The organism is Polaribacter sp., assembly GCF_051251875.1.
Classification (GTDB): Bacteria; Bacteroidota; Bacteroidia; order Flavobacteriales; family Flavobacteriaceae; genus Polaribacter.
The window spans coordinates 31,542-49,321 of sequence record NZ_JBPOGL010000006.1; the positions used below are offsets into that span (position 1 = coordinate 31,542).

Annotated in this window: 15 protein-coding genes; 14 read left to right on the forward strand and 1 reads right to left on the reverse strand. The window is 32.0% G+C overall.

From position 1 onward, the window contains the following. Positions 1-41: 41 nt before the first annotated feature. Positions 42-1,190, forward strand: coding sequence for a DegT/DnrJ/EryC1/StrS family aminotransferase (locus tag ACSHW5_RS04520; protein ID WP_435674918.1), 1,149 nt, complete (start codon positions 42-44; stop codon positions 1,188-1,190). 9 nt (positions 1,191-1,199) lie between these two features. Next, positions 1,200-2,210 (forward strand): UDP-glucose 4-epimerase GalE, encoded by a 1,011-nt coding sequence (gene galE / locus ACSHW5_RS04525; protein WP_435674919.1) that lies wholly within the window; start codon positions 1,200-1,202, stop codon positions 2,208-2,210. 342 nt (positions 2,211-2,552) lie between these two features. Here the strand turns inward: galE and fabD are convergent, their stop codons facing one another. Beyond that, entirely contained in the window at positions 2,553-3,440 is an 888-nt protein-coding gene (gene fabD, locus ACSHW5_RS04530; RefSeq protein ID WP_435674920.1) for an ACP S-malonyltransferase, read from the reverse strand. A gap of 257 nt (positions 3,441-3,697) precedes the next feature. Between fabD and ACSHW5_RS04535 the strand changes: the two genes are divergently transcribed. From ACSHW5_RS04535 to ACSHW5_RS04590, 12 genes are all read left to right on the forward strand, one after another. Further along, positions 3,698-4,384, forward strand: a complete 687-nt coding sequence (locus ACSHW5_RS04535) for a queuosine precursor transporter (RefSeq protein ID WP_435674921.1) — start codon at positions 3,698-3,700, stop codon at positions 4,382-4,384. 56 nt (positions 4,385-4,440) lie between these two features. Continuing rightward, entirely contained in the window at positions 4,441-5,154 is a 714-nt protein-coding gene (locus tag ACSHW5_RS04540) for a DUF547 domain-containing protein (protein ID WP_435674922.1), read from the forward strand. A 35-nt stretch (positions 5,155-5,189) separates the two neighbouring features. Further along, on the forward strand, positions 5,190-5,525 hold the full coding sequence (locus ACSHW5_RS04545) for an arsenosugar biosynthesis-associated peroxidase-like protein (protein WP_339662064.1): 336 nt from the start codon (positions 5,190-5,192) through the stop codon (positions 5,523-5,525). Positions 5,526-5,601: 76 nt separating this feature from the next. Continuing rightward, complete coding sequence (gene arsS, locus ACSHW5_RS04550) at positions 5,602-6,657, forward strand: arsenosugar biosynthesis radical SAM (seleno)protein ArsS (protein ID WP_435674923.1); 1,056 nt, start codon at positions 5,602-5,604, stop codon at positions 6,655-6,657. 20 nt (positions 6,658-6,677) lie between these two features. Next, positions 6,678-7,646 carry an arsenosugar biosynthesis arsenite methyltransferase ArsM gene (gene arsM / locus ACSHW5_RS04555; protein ID WP_435674924.1) on the forward strand — a complete coding sequence of 323 codons (969 nt, stop codon included), beginning with the start codon at positions 6,678-6,680 and terminating at the stop codon, positions 7,644-7,646. A 41-nt stretch (positions 7,647-7,687) separates the two neighbouring features. Then, on the forward strand, positions 7,688-8,182 hold the full coding sequence (locus tag ACSHW5_RS04560; RefSeq protein WP_435674925.1) for a rhodanese-like domain-containing protein: 495 nt from the start codon (positions 7,688-7,690) through the stop codon (positions 8,180-8,182). 131 nt (positions 8,183-8,313) lie between these two features. Continuing rightward, positions 8,314-8,925: a TIGR04282 family arsenosugar biosynthesis glycosyltransferase gene (locus ACSHW5_RS04565; RefSeq protein WP_435675008.1), complete on the forward strand. Its 612-nt coding sequence runs from the start codon at positions 8,314-8,316 to the stop codon at positions 8,923-8,925. 6 nt (positions 8,926-8,931) lie between these two features. Then, positions 8,932-9,633 carry a DM13 domain-containing protein gene (locus ACSHW5_RS04570; protein WP_435674926.1) on the forward strand — a complete coding sequence of 234 codons (702 nt, stop codon included), beginning with the start codon at positions 8,932-8,934 and terminating at the stop codon, positions 9,631-9,633. Between the two features lie 87 nt (positions 9,634-9,720). Continuing rightward, positions 9,721-10,536 carry a purine-nucleoside phosphorylase gene (locus tag ACSHW5_RS04575; RefSeq protein ID WP_435674927.1) on the forward strand — a complete coding sequence of 272 codons (816 nt, stop codon included), beginning with the start codon at positions 9,721-9,723 and terminating at the stop codon, positions 10,534-10,536. A 115-nt stretch (positions 10,537-10,651) separates the two neighbouring features. Continuing rightward, positions 10,652-11,215 (forward strand): transposase, encoded by a 564-nt coding sequence (locus tag ACSHW5_RS04580; RefSeq protein WP_435674928.1) that lies wholly within the window; start codon positions 10,652-10,654, stop codon positions 11,213-11,215. A gap of 57 nt (positions 11,216-11,272) precedes the next feature. After that, positions 11,273-12,157 (forward strand): sterol desaturase family protein, encoded by an 885-nt coding sequence (locus ACSHW5_RS04585; protein WP_435674929.1) that lies wholly within the window; start codon positions 11,273-11,275, stop codon positions 12,155-12,157. Positions 12,158-14,208: 2,051 nt separating this feature from the next. Then, the gene (locus tag ACSHW5_RS04590) at positions 14,209-17,661 is read left to right on the forward strand and encodes a pyruvate carboxylase (protein ID WP_435674930.1); all 3,453 of its coding nucleotides are present in this window, start codon (positions 14,209-14,211) and stop codon (positions 17,659-17,661) included. Positions 17,662-17,780 lie beyond the last annotated feature (119 nt).

Sequence of the window (17,780 nt, forward strand, 5' to 3'; positions counted from 1 at the left end):
ATGAAAGTTAGTTTGTATTTTTGGAAAGCAAAATTTTAGATATGAATAAAATTCAAATGGTAGACCTACAAGGTCAATACCAACCAATAAAAGAAATTGTTACTACTTCTATTGAAGAAGTTTTAAATACATCCGCTTATATCAATGGACCTTTAGTTCATAAATTTCAAGCAGCGTTAGAAAAATATTTAGATGTAAAACACGTAATACCTTGTGCAAATGGTACCGATGCCTTGCAAATTGCAATGATGGGCTTAGGTTTAGAACAAGGTGATGAAGTAATTACTGCAGATTTTACATTTGCTGCCACTGTAGAAGTTATTGCTTTGTTAAAACTAACGCCTGTTTTAGTTGATGTAGATGCAGAAACTTTTAACATAGATATTGAAGCTTTAAAAAGAGCCATTACACCAAAAACAAAAGCAATTGTACCTGTTCATTTATTCGGTCAAGTGGCAAATATGGATGCTGTTTTAGAAATTGCAAAAGAACATAACCTTTTTGTAATTGAAGACAACGCACAAGCTATTGGTGCAGACTATACATTTAAAGACGGAACAAAAAAGAAAGCAGGAACAATTGGTAACGTAGGTACAACGTCTTTCTTTCCTTCTAAAAACTTAGGTTGTTATGGAGATGGAGGCGCTATTTTTACCAATGATGATGAACTTGCACATACACTTCGTGGAATTGTAAATCACGGAATGTACACGCGTTATTATCATGATGTGGTGGGTGTAAATTCTCGTTTAGACTCTATTCAAGCAGCTGTTTTAAATGCAAAATTACCTTTATTAGATAGCTATTGTGATGCTAGAAGAAATGCGGCTCGTTTTTACAACAATGCTTTTGCTAGCAATACCAATATCATTACCCCAAAAACAAGTGCTTGCGGAGAAATCTGTGATTCGTGCGACTGTCATGTATTTCATCAATATACATTGCAAATTACCAACGGTAAAAGAGATGATTTACACAAACATTTATTAGACCAAGGAATTCCGAATGCTATTTACTATCCAGTAGCATTGCATTCTCAGAAGGCATACGCAGACGCTCGTTACAACGAAAGTGATTTCCCTGTAACCAACGAGTTGATTAAAACGGTAATTTCTTTACCAATGCACACAGAATTAGACAAAGAACAATTAGAATATATAACAAAAACGATTTTAGATTTCGTTAACTAAGACAACATAATGAAAAGAATATTAGTAACAGGAGGATTAGGATTTATTGGATCTCACACCGTTGTAGAATTGCAAAACGAAGGTTTCGAAGTAGTAATTATTGATGATTTATCAAACACATCTATTGGTGTTTTAGATAACATTACCTCTATAACAGGTATTAAACCAGATTTTCATCAAATTGATTTAAGAATTAAAAGCGATGTGAAAAACTTTTTCGAAAACAACAAAATAGACGGAATTATTCATTTTGCGGCTTTTAAAGCAGTGGGAGAAAGCATGCACAAACCTTTAGATTACTACGAAAATAATTTAGGTTCTTTAGTGTATCTATTACAAGAAATGAGAGACAGAAAATTAGATAACTTTATTTTCTCTTCTTCTTGCACTGTTTACGGACAAGCAGATGAATTGCCTATTACAGAAAATGCACCTGTAAAAGCGGCAGAATCTACGTATGGAAACACAAAACAAATTGGTGAAGAAATTTTAAGCGATGCTAGTAGAGCACACGGTTTAAACATTATCGCGTTAAGATATTTTAACCCAATTGGTGCGCATCCATCAATTAAAATTGGAGAATTGCCTTTAGGAGTTCCTCAAAACTTAATTCCTTTTATTACACAAACTGCAGCAGGTATGCGCGATGAATTGTCTGTTTTTGGTGATGATTATGATACAGTAGACGGAACTGCTGTACGTGATTATATTCATGTAGTAGATTTAGCAAAAGCACACATTGCAGCTTTACAGCGTTTGATTAAAAAGAACAATAAAAAAGCATTTGAATACTTTAATGTTGGTACAGGAAAAGGAAGTTCTGTTTTAGAAGTAATTAAAGCTTTCGAAAAAGCTTCTGGTAAACCATTAAATTATAAAATTGTTCCTAGAAGAGCAGGAGATATTACAGCTGCTTATGCAGACACTACTATTGCAAACAAAGAGTTAAACTGGAAAACAGAACAAACGCTAGAAGAAGCATTAGCCTCTTCATGGAAATGGCAACTAGCTCAAAAATAAAATAATAAAACTCCAATCTTTACCGATTGGAGTTTTTTTTGTTTTAGAGTAATTCTATTCCATAATTCAACTAGCAATCAATTATAAATCTATACATGTTGTAAAAAAAGGAAACTAACTTTAAAATATGTAAGTTCGAGTATTATTTGATAAAAAACGTACCGAGAACTTCTAAAAGCTAAACGTTCAACAAATTGATTTCTATACTTTAATACACTTACTTTTTATGAAATATTCTGATATTGAAACGAATTTATATTTTTAGAGTTAACAAAACCAAAGAGCAAAAAAAAACGAACTCTAAAATGAGTTCGTTTTTTATTTTAAATCTATTCAAAAAGATTACTCAGCCAATGCAGCTCCAGAAGCAGCAACAGATCTGTCAATCTTACGCATCAAGCCTTGCAACACTTTACCAGGTCCAACTTCTATAAATTCAGTTCCACCGTCTGCAATCATTGCTTGCACACATTGGGTCCATTTTACTGGCGCCGTTAATTGCGCAATTAAGTTTTCTTTAATTTCATCCGGACTCGTAACCGCCTTAGCAACTACGTTTTGGTATACAGCACAAGTAGGTTTACTAAATTCCGTCGCTTCAATTGCCGCCGCTAATTCTGCTCTTGCAGGCTCCATCATTGGTGAGTGAAACGCACCACCAACTGGTAATAACAACGCTCTTCTTGCTCCTTTTTCCGTTAACACAGCACAGGCTTTTTCAACGGCTGCAATTTCACCAGAGATCACCAATTGACCTGGACAGTTGTAATTTGCCGCTACCACTACTCCATCAATTTCCGCACAAGTTTCTTCCACTACAATATCATCCAAACCTAAAACAGCTGCCATTGTACTAGGTGCTGCTTCACATGCTTTTTGCATGGCCAAAGCACGTTTAGAAACCAACTTTAAACCATCTTCAAAAGTTAAAACTCCGTTTGCCACTAAAGCAGATAATTCTCCCAAAGAGTGTCCTGCAACCATTTCTGGCTGAAAAGAATCGCCTAAAACTTTTGCTAAAATTACCGAATGTAAAAAGATTGCCGGCTGCGTAACTTTCGTTTCTTTTAACTGTTCTGCAGTTCCTTCAAACATAATATCTGTTATTGAGAACCCTAAAATTTTGTTCGCTTTTTCAAAGTATTCTTGCGCCAATGCAGACTTTTCGTATAAATCCAATCCCATTCCTGTAAATTGCGCTCCTTGACCCGGAAAAATATATGCTTTCATTTTGTATAGTTTAATTGTTTATTAGTTTAATTGACTGCAAAAATAATCATTTTTATTGGAAGCTATTTCCCGCTTTCCATTTTATCTTTTTATGCGTCATTTAGTTCAGCAGTTGTTTATATGTATAAGTAAGTTATTCCTTACTAGCAATATTGATACTAGATTAGCATAAAAAGGATGCCATTTCAATCGGGGCTACATCTATTTGCCAACAAATTGATTTCTAAAACTGATAAAATATTTATTAACTTCGCTACATGACTACAAAAGAAAAAAAATTAGCAGACAACATTTACCTTATTCTAGCTGCCTTATTTATTGCCTCTTTAGTAGCTTCCAACTTAATTTTTCAAAAATTCTTTTATTGGGAACCTTTCGGAATTTATCGTTTTGAAGTCTCTGTAGGTATTTTGCCCTATCCAATCACATTTCTAATTACAGATATTTTATCAGAAATATACGGAAAGAAAAAAGCCAATCAGGTAGTAATTGCTGGTATTTTCGCCTCCTTTTTTTCTATCATTATTGTTTTAATTTCAGATTTTGCACCTGCAATAGAAAACTCACCTATCAATGATAAAATTTTTCATCAAGTTTTTGGGTTATCGCCTTTGGCAGTTTTTGCATCTATGTTGGCCTATTTATTTGCGCAATTTATAGACATCAGAATTTTTCACTTCTGGAAAAATTTAACCAATGGAAAACATTTATGGCTTCGTAATAATTTCTCCACCTTTGCATCCCAATTTTTAGACACTTTTATTGTAGTATTTTTATTGTGTTCCTTTCACATTTTACCATGGACACTATTTAAAGGATTATTAATTAGTGGCTTCTTATTTAAAGTAATTGTAGCTCTTTTAGATACACCACTTTTATATCTTGCTGTGTATCTTTTTAGAAAAAGATTCAACTTAAAAGCCGGAGAAGAAATTTTACATTAACTTTTTGTAATTAACACAAAATAACTTCGTCTATACAAGTAGAAATAAAAATAAGAATGAAATATATATATCTAGTATTGATTGGCGTTTTATTTGTATCCCAGTCAAATGCGCAAACCGCTATTTTTAATGAATTATTACAAAAGCATGTTACTAAAGACGGTGTTGTTGATTACAAAAACTTTGATGGTGTAAAACTAAAACAATATGTAACCTACTTAGAAAAAAACTCTCCAGACAAATCTTGGTCTTTAAATAAACAGAAAGCATTTTGGATTAATGCCTATAATGCATATACAATTTATTTAATTCTTCATGCAATACAGGCAAAAAACATAAAAAGTATTACAGACATCAAAGAAAAAGGAAACACCGCTTGGAAAATACCTTTTGCAAATATTGGTGGAAAAACGTATACTTTAGACCATATAGAACATCAAATTTTACGTAAAAATTTCTCAGACCCAAAAATTCATGTAGGTGTTAATTGTGCTTCTGTGTCTTGTCCTAAACTCTCTAATATTGCATTTACAGAAGAAAATATTGATAGAGAATTAACACGTTTAATGAAAGAATTCATCAATGATTCTTCTAAAAATAAGATTACCCAAAAAAGCGTACAACTTTCTTCAATATTCGATTGGTTTAAAGAAGATTTTACCAAAAATGGTTCAGTTGTCCACTTTATAAATAAATACTCTGCAACTGAAATTAGCTCTGGTGCAAAAGTCAGTTATTTAAAATATAATTGGTCTTTAAACGGAAAGTAGTATTTTTATTTTTTATCCAAAATAAAGCACAAACAATGTCAAAAAACTATTATGATGCTGCCGATTTAAGAAAATTCGGTAAAATAACAGAATGGAGCGAAGAACTTGGAAACAAGTTTTTTGATTATTACGGAAAAGTGTTTGAAGAAGGCGCATTAACGGCTAGAGAAAAATCTTTAATCGCTTTAGCGGTTGCACATACAGAACAATGCCCGTATTGCATAGATGCTTACACAAAAGACGGTTTACAACGCGGCATTACCAAAGAACAAATGATGGAAGCAATTCATGTAGGGGCAGCCATTAAAAGTGGCGCAACCTTAGTACACGGAGTTCAAATGATGAATAAAGTTAATAAACTTGACGGATAATAGTTAGCAGTATTCAGTAGCAGTATTCAGTTAAGCGTCTACTGTAAACTGAGACTGTAAACTGTAAACTTATAAAATGGCTACAAAATCATTAAAAGCAAGAAATAACGACATTGCAAATACGGCTCGTCAGATGGAAATTCTGTCAAACGGCATGTTTGCTAATGGAGAATTACCCACTTTTTCTGCAAAAATTAAAGAAACAAATCAGTTTCCTTTACGTCCTAAAAAACTAGAAATTCTACAAATAAACTTAGGCTATATGTGCAACCAAGTTTGCTCTCATTGCCATGTAGATGCAGGTCCGGATAGAAAAGAAATTATGACTATAGAAACCATGCAGCAATGTTTGGAAGTTATTAAAAAAACAAAAGCACATACCTTAGATTTAACTGGTGGCGCGCCAGAAATGAACCCTAATTTTAGATGGTTTGTAGAAGAAGCGGCAAAAGCAGGAATTAAAGATTTTATTGTTCGTTCTAATCTCACCATTATTAGAGCAAATAAAAAATACTACGATTTACCTGAGTTCTTTAAAAAACACAATGTACATGTAGTTTCATCCATGCCACATTGGACACGTGGAAAAACGGACAAACAACGTGGAGACGGAGTTTTTGATACATCTATAAAAGCCTTGCAAGAATTAAATGCTGTTGGTTATGGTTTAGAAGGTTCTGGTTTAAAACTAGATTTAGTCTATAATCCGTCAGGAGCATTTTTACCCGGAGATCAAATGGCATTAGAAAACGATTTTAAAAAGGCCTTAAAAGCAGATTTTAACATAGATTTTCATAGCTTATTTGCCATTACCAATTTACCAATTAGTAGATTTTTAGATTATTTAATCGCATCAGAAAATTACGAAGATTATATGATTTCTTTAGTAGATGCGTACAACCCTGCTGCCGTTGAAAACGTAATGTGTACAAATACGTTATCCATAAGTTGGGACGGTTGGTTATACGATTGTGATTTTAACCAAATGCTAAACCTAAAAGTAGCCAGTAAAATAAAACACATTTCAGAGTATAATGAAGAGTTGTTACAAAACAGAGATATTATAATCAATCAACATTGTTACGGATGTACTGCTGGCGCAGGAAGTAGCTGCCAAGGAGTTGTTGCGTAATTTATCAATAAAAATAAAACATGAGTTATTTAGAAACCACACATAATGTATATAAAGAAGCAGCATTAACACCAGATGTAGGCCTTTGTTGTACTACAAATCCTGTTTGGGAATTACCAGGTTTAAAAATCCCAAGGATTATGCAAGAAATGAACTACGGTTGCGGTTCTACAGTACACGCTAGAGATTTAACCAACAACCCTAAAATGTTGTATGTTGGTGTTGGTGGCGGAATGGAATTACTTCAATTTGCTTATTTTAACAGAAATAAAGGTGGCGTAATTGGTTTAGATGTGGTTGATGAAATGTTAGAAGCCTCTAGAAAAAACTTTACAATTGCTGAAGAACAAAACGATTGGTTCAAATCTGATTTTGTTGATTTACGAAAAGGTGATGCTATGGATTTACCTGTAGAAGATTCTTCTATTGATGTGGCAGCACAAAATTGTTTGTTCAATATTTTTAAGTCTGATGATTTAAAGAAAGCCATTGCAGAAATGTACAGAGTTTTAAAACCTCATGGAAAATTGGTGATGAGTGACCCAACTTGTGAACAACCCATGAATGATGAATTACGTAATGATGAACGTTTGCGTGCTTTGTGCTTAAGCGGTAGCTTATCTATTGCAGATTATGTAAAAGCGTTAACAGATGCGGGTTTTGGAACCATAGAAATTAGAGCAAGAAAACCCTATAGAATTTTAGATCCTAAAAATTACCCTACAGACAGATTAATTTATATTGAATCTATAGAAGTTGCGGCAATTAAAGACCCAATGCCAGCAGACGGACCATGTATTTTTACTGGAAAAGCTGCTATTTATTATGGTGATGAAGATTATTTTGATGATGGCTTAGGTCATACGTTGTTAAAAAATCAGCCATTGGCAATTTGTGATAAAACTGCTGCTGCCTTAGAAAATTTAGGACGAGATGATATTTTCTTTTCTCCTTCTACGTTTCATTATGATGGCGGTGGATGTTGTTAACCATTTCAGATGGATTTGGTAAAAAATAAAAAATCAATAACTTGAAAAAAATACTTTTACTTTTTATTCTGATAAATTCAGTTTCTTTCGGACAAAAGAAGTTAGATAAATTATTAAACCAATTCAATAAAAATAATGTTCCTTATATTTCTGTGGATAGTTTGGCATCAACTAAAACAACAACTGTTTTGTTAGATGCAAGAGAGCAAAAAGAATATAAAGTTAGTCATTTAAAAAACGCAACTTGTGTAGGTTTTGATGATTTTAATATCCATAAAACTTTAGAAAAATTACCCGAAAATAAAAACGCAAAAATTGTAGTCTATTGCTCATTAGGCATTCGTTCTGAAATTATTGCACATCAATTAATAAAAGAAGGATATACCAACGTTTATAATTTGTACGGTGGAATTTTTGAATGGAAAAACAACAATTTTAAAGTAATAGACACCTTAGGAAATACAACAGAAAATGTACACGCTTTTAATAAAGAATGGGGCAAATGGCTTACAAAAGGGCAAAAAGTGTATGAGTAGTTGGTTGATGGTTATTGGTTATTGGTTGATGGTTGATGGTTGATGGTTGATGGTTGATGGTTGATGGTTGATGGTTGATGGTTGAAAAATCAAAAAAAAATCTTAGATTACAATAGAGCTGTAAAAAAATGATGACTAAAAACTTACTTTTAATTTTTACCAGAAATCCTGAATTAGGAAAGGCAAAAACACGTTTGGCAAAAACGGTTGGTGATGAAACTGCCCTAGAAATCTATACATTTTTACTTCAAAAAACACGTGATATTTCATCTAAAGTAACTTCAGACAAGGCTGTTTATTATTCCGTAAAAATCAGAGAAAATGATATTTGGGATGCAAATATATATCAAAAACACCAACAAGTTGGAGAAGATTTAGGCATTAGAATGTTAAATGCTTTTAAAAACGGTTTTGATGCTGGTTATCAAAAAGTGATGATTATTGGCAGCGATTTGTACGACTTGTCATCAGAAAATATAGAAAAAGCGTTTATAGAACTAGAGAAAAATGATGTTGTAATTGGTCCTGCTGAAGATGGTGGTTATTATCTTTTAGGAATGAATTCTTTACAAGAAAACATCTTTAAAAATAAAAACTGGGGAACCTCATCCGTTCGGAAAGACACCTTACAAGATTTAAAAAATAAAAAAGTGAAATTATTAGCAATTAAAAACGACATAGATATATATGAGGATATCATTGGTATTCCTGAAATTATGTCAAGGTTTATTAATTCTAAATAATGTTACATGAAAACAATTTTACTTACCTTCCTTTTTGCTTTTCTTGCTTTACAATCAAATGCTCAATGTGTAGAAAACGTATATGGTTTTGGTAACAATCCAGAAAATGCAGCTTATAATATTACTGGCGATGTTTCTATAACTTTAAATACAAACAATAGCATTACGTTAAATTTAGCAAGTAATTTTAGCACAACCTCCGGACCAGATGTTAGAGCTTTTTTAGTAGCTTCAAATGGGCTTTCTAATTCCGTTTTAGCAACTACGCTTATTGCCAATTTAAATCACTTTGAAATTGGTTTAACACAAGCAACCGGGCAACAAACTTTTACAGTTTCTATTCCTGAAGGAAAAGACATAACTAAATTTGATACAATTTTCTTCTATTGCTTAGAGTATAATCATTTTTGGGATTTAGGTACTTTTAATACATTCAATTCCGATACTTGCGCTGTTTTAGAAAATAACACGTTTAGCATAGATAAAATTAGTCTCTTTCCAAATCCTGCAAAAAACAAAATTCAACTAACCAGTTTAGGCAATATTTCTGCGGAAATTCGTATTTTTAATGTCTTAGGAAAACAAGTGCTACATCAACCAAAAACAACAGAACAAACCATAGATATTTCTGCTTTTCGTAAAGGAATTTATTTGGTTAAAATTGATGTTGATGGAAAATCAAAAACACAGAAACTAGTTATTCAGTAAAAAACGTTATTGCCAAGACACAAAGCAATCTTATTTTTAGAGAGATTACTTCATTTGTACCTCTTTTGTAATGACAAAAAGATAGATATGAAAAAACAACAATTACAAGAAACCATCGATTTTTTAAAATCAAACGGAATTACAAACCCAGAAACAGGAATTGTTTTAGGTACTGGATTGGGAAAACTTGTGGATGAAATTTCAATTGAACAAGAAATACCATATTCAGAAATTCCAAATTTCCCAGTGGCAACCGTAGAGTTTCATTCTGGTAAATTAATTTACGGAAAATTATCTGGTAAAAAAGTAGTTGTAATGTCTGGCCGTTTTCATTTATACGAAGGCTACAATGCATGGGAAGTAACATACGGAATTAGAACCATGCATGGTTTAGGAATTAAAAATCTATTGATTTCAAATGCAGCTGGCGCTATTAACCTAAGCTACAAGAAAGGAGATTTAATGTTGATTGAAGATCACATTAACTTACAAGGAAGTTCTCCTTTGGCTTTTAAAGGAGCCAATAATTTTGGAAATATTTTTGCCGATATGCTTGCTCCGTACTCTAGGGAAATCAATATAAAATTAAAGGAAATTGCGCAAGCGCAGAAAATTCAATTACACCAAGGAGTTTATGCAAGTGTTTTAGGTCCGCAATTAGAAACCAGAGCAGAATATAGAATGTTGCAAATTTTAGAAACTGATGCCGTTGGCATGAGTACAGTTCCTGAAGTTATTGTTGCCAAACAACTAAACCTACCTTGTGCTGCCGTTTCTGTATTAACGGATGAATGTGATCCTAAAAACTTACAACCTGTAGACATTGCAGAAATTATTGCCGTTGCCGGAGAAGCAGAACCTAGAATGATTACATTATTTAAAGAGGTTATTAAGGTGTTGTAAATCATTTATTTTAACTTATAAAGATCAGCCCCTTCAGGTTTTTAAAACCTGAAGGGGCTCAAAAGCAAAATTTGTATAACATTATAAAAATTGAAAAGACCTTGAAATAAAAGATATGCAAAGAGAAAGAATAAACCCTGGAAATTTTTACCATATTTATAATAGGGGTAATAATGGTCAAGATATTTTCTTTGAGGAAATTAACTATGCTTATTTTTTGAGTTTAATAAAAAAATATCTTTTACCTAAATCTAAAATTTATTCCTTTTGTCTTTTAAAAAATCATTTTCATCTTTTATTGAGAATTAATGATACTTGTGAAACTTCTTCTAGACATTTTTCCAACTTATTTAACGCCTACACTAAAGCCATAAATAAAAAATACGGTAGAACAGGAAGTTTATTTGAAAAACCTTTTAAAAGAATTAAAATTGATGAAGAAAGTTATTTAAAAAACTTGATTTTATACATTCACTTAAACCCAGAACATCATCAAATTACCAATAATTTTAAAAATTATAAATATTCTACTTTTAAAACGTGTTTATCATCAAAAGAAACAAATATTGAAAGAGAAGAAGTATTAAGTTTTTTTGATGGAAAAGAAAACTTTAATGAAACTCATTTAGAGAAAAGCATTTTTATAAATGAAAAAAACAAATATATTTATCTGGAATGATATGAATTTTGAGATCTTCAAGGTTTTTTAATCTTTAAAACATATACAACTAAACAAATGAACAAATACCTAGACATCATAAAAAACTCCTATTCCGGTTATTGGAACTATGTAAAACAATCTGTTTTAATGGAACTGAATTGGGAAAACTATTTCTACGGATTAATCATTATTTCACTTGTTGTTTGGGCATTGGAAATGATATTTCCTTGGCGAAAAAATCAATCTGTATTTAGAAAAGATTTTTGGTTAGACAGCTTTTATATGTTTTTTAATTTCTTCATTTTAAATTTAATTGTACTTATCGCTTTGTCTAATTCTGCTGCTGAATTATTTAATGATATTTTAGGAATTGTAGGGCTATCTATTACTAATTTTCAACTTGTAGAAATAAACAAACTACCTTTTATTGCAAGAATTTTTATCTTTTTTATAGTTATTGACTTTGTACAATGGTGGACACATAGATTACTACATCAATATGAATTTTTATGGAATTTTCACAAAGTACATCACTCTGTAAAACAAATGGGTTTTGCCGCACACTTGCGTTACCACTGGATGGAGCCTGTAGTTTACAATTCTCTAAAATACATTCCGTTGGCAATTATTGGTGGTTTTTCTGCGCAAGATGTAGCTTTTGTTCACTTCTTTAATATTACTATTGGTCATTTAAATCACGCAAATATTAATTGGGATTATGGCTGGTTAAAATACATTTTAAACAACCCTAAAATGCACATTTGGCATCATGTAAAAAAATTGCCAGAAGACAGAAAAAATGGTGTAAACTTCGGAATTACATTAAGTATCTGGGATTATATTTTTAAAACAAACTACATTCCGTATTCTGGTAGAGACATAGAATTGGGTTTTGAAGGTGATGAAGAATTTCCAAAAAATTTCATCGAACAAGAAATCTATCCTTTAGGTAAAAAGTAACCCTTTTTGTATCTTTATATCTTATTAAATTCATCAATATTGAAATATATTAGAGTACTATTTTTACTCCTTTCTGTACAAGTGTTTGCACAACAAGGTGGTATGTGGATACTGGCACTTCTACAAGCTCAATGTGACATTTGGAGATTGAATTGATTTAGCTTTTACCTTGATAATTTTATCGTTTTAAATTCACGTTTTATTGATAATCCATCTTCAGAACAATTTACTTAACGGATGTCAGTCTGAGCCTGTCGAAGACTATTTTGCTTGCACTTCGACACGCTCAGTGTGACATTTGGAGGTTTAATTGTTTTAAGTTTTACCTTGATAATTTGATAGTTAAAATTCACATTTTTACAATTATTCCAAAGAACATTTTACTTAACGGATGTCAGTCTGAGCTTTTCGAAGACCCTTTTGATTGCACTTCGACAAGCTCAGTGTGACAGTTGGAGTTTAAATTTGGTTTAGGTTTTACTTGATAATTTTATCGTTCTAAATTCACATTTTATTGACAATCACTCCAAAGAACAATTTACTTGACGGATGTCAGCTTGAGCCTGTCGAAGACCCTTTTACTTGCACTTCGACAACCTCAATGTAACATTTTGAGGTTTAATTGTTTTAAGTTTTACCTTGATAATTTTATCGTTTTAAATTCACATTTTATTGACAATCAGTCCAAAGAACATTTTACCTAACGGATGTCAGTCTGAGCTTGTCGAAGACTATTTTGCTTGCACTTCGACAAGCTCAGTGTGACATTTGGAAATTGAATTAGGTTTAGCTTTTACCTTAATAAATTTATCGTTTTAATTTCACATTTTATTGACAATCACTCCAAAGAACATTTTACCTAACGGATGTCAGTCTGAGCTTGTCGAAGTGCAATCAAAAGGGTCTTCGAAAAGCTCAGACTGACATCCGTTAAGTAAAATGTTCTTTGGAATAATTGTAAAAATGTGAATTTTAACTATCAAATTATCAAGGTAAAACTTAAAACAATTAAACCTCCAAATGTCACACTGAGCGTGTCGAAGACCATTTTACTTGCACTTCTACATGCTCAATGTGACATTTGGTGTTTGAATTGATTTAGGTTTTACCTTGATAATTTGGTAGTTTAAATTCACATTTTTACAATTATTCCAAAGAACATTTTACCTAACAGATGTCAGTCTGAGCTTGTAGAAGACTATTTTGCTTGCACTTCGACAAGCTCAGTGTGACATTTGGAAATTGAATTAGGTTTAGCTTTTACCTTAATAAATTTATCGTTTTAATTTCACATTTTATTGACAATCACTCCAAAGAACATTTTACCTAACAGATGTCAGTCTGAGCTTGTCGAAGACTATTTTGCTTGCACTTCAACACGCTCATTGTGACATTTGGTGTTTGAATTGATTTAGCTTTTACCTTGATAATTTTATCGTTTTAAATTCACATTTTATTGACAATCAGTCCAAAGAACATTTTACCTAACGGATGTCAGTCTGAGCCTGTCGAAGACCATATTGCTTGCACTTCGACAAGCTCAGTGTGACATTTTGAGGTTGAATTCTTTTAAGTTTTACCTTAATAAGTTTATCGTTTTAAATTCACATTTTTACAATTATTCCAAAGAACATTTTACCTAACGGATGTCAGTCTGAGCCTGTCGAAGACCCTTTTGCTTGCACTTCGACACGCTCAGTGTGACATTTGGAGGTTTAATTGTTTTAAGTTTTACCTTGATAATTTGATAGTTAAAATTCACATTTTTACAATTATTCCAAAGTACATTTTACCTAACGGATGTCAGTATGAGCCTGTCGAAGACCATTTTACTTGCACTTCGACATGCTCAGTGTGACATTAGGAGTTTGAATTGATTTTTCAACTTTATAAAATTAAATTAAACCTTTTTTCATAGATCCTTGTAACATTAAAAGTAACAGTTTTATCTATTAAAAAAAAAAATCACCTAAAAACATTGACATAATACTTCTGCCTTAGTATCTTTAGCAGCAAAGTTTATAATTAATTTCTAAAATATATTCCAAAAGATGAAGATCAAAAAAGTGCTTGTTGCCAACAGAGGAGAAATTGCCATTAGAATTTTTAGAGCCTGTACAGAAATAAACGTTAAAACAGTAGGTGTTTACACCTTTGAAGACAGGTACTCTTTACATAGATACAAGGCCGATGAATCTTATCAAATTGGTGCAGACAAAGAGCCTTTAAAACCCTATTTAAATATTGATGAACTTATTAGAGTTGCCTTAGAAAATAATGCAGACGCTATTCATCCTGGTTATGGTTTTTTATCTGAAAATGCAAACTTTGCTCAAAAATGTGAAGACAACGGAATTATTTTTATCGGACCCAAGGTATCCGTTTTACAATCTTTAGGTGATAAAATTACCGCAAAAAAGGTTGCTTTAGACAACAATATTCCTATAATTAGAAGTAACAAAAAACCTTTAATAAATATTGAAACCGCTTTAAGTGAAGCTGAACTAATTGGGTATCCTATTATGCTAAAAGCGGCTTCTGGTGGTGGTGGAAGAGGAATGCGAGTAATAAGAGAAGCAGCAGAATTAAAAGGTGCTTTTAATGAAAGTAAACGTGAAGCTTTAAATGCTTTTGGTGATGATACGGTTTTTCTTGAAAAATTTGTAGAAAACCCAAAACACATAGAAATTCAAATAGTTGCCGATAATTACGGAAATACGGTGCATTTGTTTGAACGCGATTGCTCTGTGCAACGTCGTTATCAAAAAGTAATTGAATTTGCACCTTCTTTTGGATTAAAACCAGAAACAAAAGAAGAACTTTACAAGTATGCAATAGACATTTGTAAAGCAGTAAACTATAATAATATTGGTACAGTAGAGTTTTTGGTTGATGATGACGATTCTATCTATTTTATTGAGGTAAACCCTAGAGTTCAAGTAGAACATACGGTTACTGAAGTAGTTACAAATATCGATTTAATAAAAACACAATTATTTATTGCTGGTGGATATAAATTGTCTGATCAACAAATAAAAATTCCTAGTCAAGAATCTGTACAAGTAAATGGTTTTGCATTGCAATGTAGAATTACTACTGAAGACCCACAGAATGATTTTAAGCCAGATTACGGAGAAATTACAACCTATAGAAGTGCTTCTGGTTTCGGTATTCGATTAGATGCAGGAAGCGTATATCAAGGTGCAGTAATTTCACCTTTTTTCGATTCTATGTTAGTTAAAGTTACCGCAAACAGCAGAACTTTAGACGGCGCTTGTAGAAAAGTAAGACGTGCTTTGGCCGAATTTAGAATTAGAGGTGTAAAAACAAACATGCTTTTTCTTGACAATATTTTACAACATGAAACTTTTAGAAAAGGAAAAGTTACTGTAAATTTTATCAAACAAAATCCTGATTTATTTATTTTTAAAGCTCCCAGAAATAGAGCTACAAAACTTGTAACGTATTTAGGAGATGTAATTGTAAACGGAAATCCGGATGTTAAAAAATTAGACCCAACAAAAACCTTTGTAAAACCCATTGTTCCTAAATTTGATGCCAATGCTGCTTATCCTAAAGGAACAAAAGATTTATTAACGGAATTAGGTCCAGAAAAATTTTCTGAATGGTTAAAAAATGAAAAGAAAATTCATTTTACAGATACCACCATGCGAGATGCACATCAAAGTTTATTAGCAACCAGAATGCGAACTTTTGATATGCTGAATATTGCAGAAGGCTATGCAAAAAACAATCCAGATATTTTTAGTATGGAAGTTTGGGGAGGCGCAACTTTTGATGTTTGTATGCGATTTTTACAAGAAAATCCTTGGGAAAGATTGCAAAGATTACGAAAAGCAATGCCAAATGTTTTGCTACAAATGCTAATTAGAGGATCTAATGGAGTTGGTTATACCGCCTATTCAGATAATTTAATAGCAAGTTTTGTAGAAAAATCTTGGGAAAATGGAGTCGATATTTTTAGAATTTTCGATTCTCTAAACTGGATGAAATCTATAGCACCTTGTATAGAACACGTGCGTACCAAAACCAACGGATTAGCAGAAGGATCTATTTGTTATACAGGTGATATTTTAAATCCGAAAAACACCAAATACAACCTAAAATATTATACTTCATTAGCCAAAGATATCGAAAACGCAGGTGCACATATTTTAGCCATTAAAGATATGGCTGGCTTATTAAAACCGTATGCAGCTTTTGAGTTGGTTTCAGCTTTAAAACAAGAAATAAATATTCCAATTCATTTACATACACACGATACCTCATCCATACAATCGGCAACTTATTTAAAAGCAATTGAAGCTGGCGTAGATGTAGTTGATGTTGCTTTAGGAGGTTTGTCTGGCTTAACATCGCAACCTAATTTTAATTCGGTTGTAGAAATGTTAAAATATAACAACCGAGAAAGTAATTTAAATATTGATTCTTTAAATGAATATTCTAACTATTGGGAAACTGTTAGAGAATATTATTATCCGTTTGAATCTGGGTTAAAATCTGGTTCTGGAGAAGTTTTTAAACATGAGATTCCTGGAGGACAATATTCTAACTTAAAACCACAAGCTCAAGCACTAGGTTTAGAAGACCGTTTTCATGAAATCACAAAAATGTATGGTGATGTAAATCTTCTTTTTGGTGATATTGTAAAAGTAACTCCAAGTTCTAAAGTAGTTGGAGACATGGCGCAATATTTGGTCAGTAATAATTTAACAGTACAAGATGTGTTAGAACGTGGAGATACAATTTCGTTTCCGCAATCTGTAGTCAGTTTCTTTAAAGGAGATTTAGGTCAGCCAGTTGGCGGTTTTCCTAAAGATTTGCAAAAGTTAATTCTAAAGGGCCAAAAACCTTATACAGACAGACCAAATGCGCATATTGCACCTTTAGATATTGATGAAGCCTACAAAGACTTTAGAAAAATATTTGAAAACGATTTAAGCAGACCTATCAATTTTACAGATTTCTTATCTTATAAATTATATCCAAAAGTATTTACAGATGCGTATAACAAGCATTTAAAATATGATAGTTTAATTAATTTACCCACCAAAAATTTCTTCTACGGAATGGAAAGAGGTGAAGAAATAATTATTGAATTAGATAGAGGAAAAACATTATTAATAACCTTAGATTCTGTAGGAAAACCTAATGAAAATGGTATGGTTACCGTTTATTTTAAAGTAAACGGACAGGGTAGATATGTACAAATAAAAGACGCATCTATTAAAGTACATACTGTTGAACACATAAAAGTTGATAAAAATGACCCGAAAGAGATAGGAGCTCCTTTACAAGGAATGTTGTCTACTATTTTGGTGAAAAAGGGTGAAAAAGTAACAAAAAATCAACCTTTATTTATTATTGAAGCCATGAAAATGGAAACAACAATTACAGCAGTTGAAGACACAACAATTAAAAAAATAATCTTAAAACCCGGAATAATGGTTAATTCTGAAGATTTAATTTTAACGATTGAATAATTATAGAGATAAAATTTAATTACGTACGAAGCAATCTGTTAATGCTGTTTTTTCAGTGACAAAATAATCGCAAATACAGCCTAACTAATTAACAGATTGCCACGTCGTACTTCCTAGTA

Bases quoted from the DNA above. Each gene is read 5' to 3' on its own strand.
- galE (WP_435674919.1), top strand. From the start codon at position 1,200: ATGAAAAGAATATTAGTAACAGGAGGATTAGGATTTATTGGATCTCAC.
- ACSHW5_RS04585 (WP_435674929.1), top strand. From the start codon at position 11,273: ATGAACAAATACCTAGACATCATAAAAAACTCCTATTCCGGTTATTGG.
- ACSHW5_RS04565 (WP_435675008.1), top strand. From the start codon at position 8,314: ATGACTAAAAACTTACTTTTAATTTTTACCAGAAATCCTGAATTAGGA.
- ACSHW5_RS04570 (WP_435674926.1), top strand. From the start codon at position 8,932: ATGAAAACAATTTTACTTACCTTCCTTTTTGCTTTTCTTGCTTTACAA.
- fabD (WP_435674920.1), bottom strand. From the start codon at position 3,440: ATGAAAGCATATATTTTTCCGGGTCAAGGAGCGCAATTTACAGGAATG.
- ACSHW5_RS04540 (WP_435674922.1), top strand. From the start codon at position 4,441: ATGAAATATATATATCTAGTATTGATTGGCGTTTTATTTGTATCCCAG.
- arsM (WP_435674924.1), top strand. From the start codon at position 6,678: ATGAGTTATTTAGAAACCACACATAATGTATATAAAGAAGCAGCATTA.
- arsS (WP_435674923.1), top strand. From the start codon at position 5,602: ATGGCTACAAAATCATTAAAAGCAAGAAATAACGACATTGCAAATACG.
- ACSHW5_RS04590 (WP_435674930.1), top strand. From the start codon at position 14,209: ATGAAGATCAAAAAAGTGCTTGTTGCCAACAGAGGAGAAATTGCCATT.
- ACSHW5_RS04575 (WP_435674927.1), top strand. From the start codon at position 9,721: ATGAAAAAACAACAATTACAAGAAACCATCGATTTTTTAAAATCAAAC.
- ACSHW5_RS04535 (WP_435674921.1), top strand. From the start codon at position 3,698: ATGACTACAAAAGAAAAAAAATTAGCAGACAACATTTACCTTATTCTA.
- ACSHW5_RS04580 (WP_435674928.1), top strand. From the start codon at position 10,652: ATGCAAAGAGAAAGAATAAACCCTGGAAATTTTTACCATATTTATAAT.
- ACSHW5_RS04520 (WP_435674918.1), top strand. From the start codon at position 42: ATGAATAAAATTCAAATGGTAGACCTACAAGGTCAATACCAACCAATA.
- ACSHW5_RS04545 (WP_339662064.1), top strand. From the start codon at position 5,190: ATGTCAAAAAACTATTATGATGCTGCCGATTTAAGAAAATTCGGTAAA.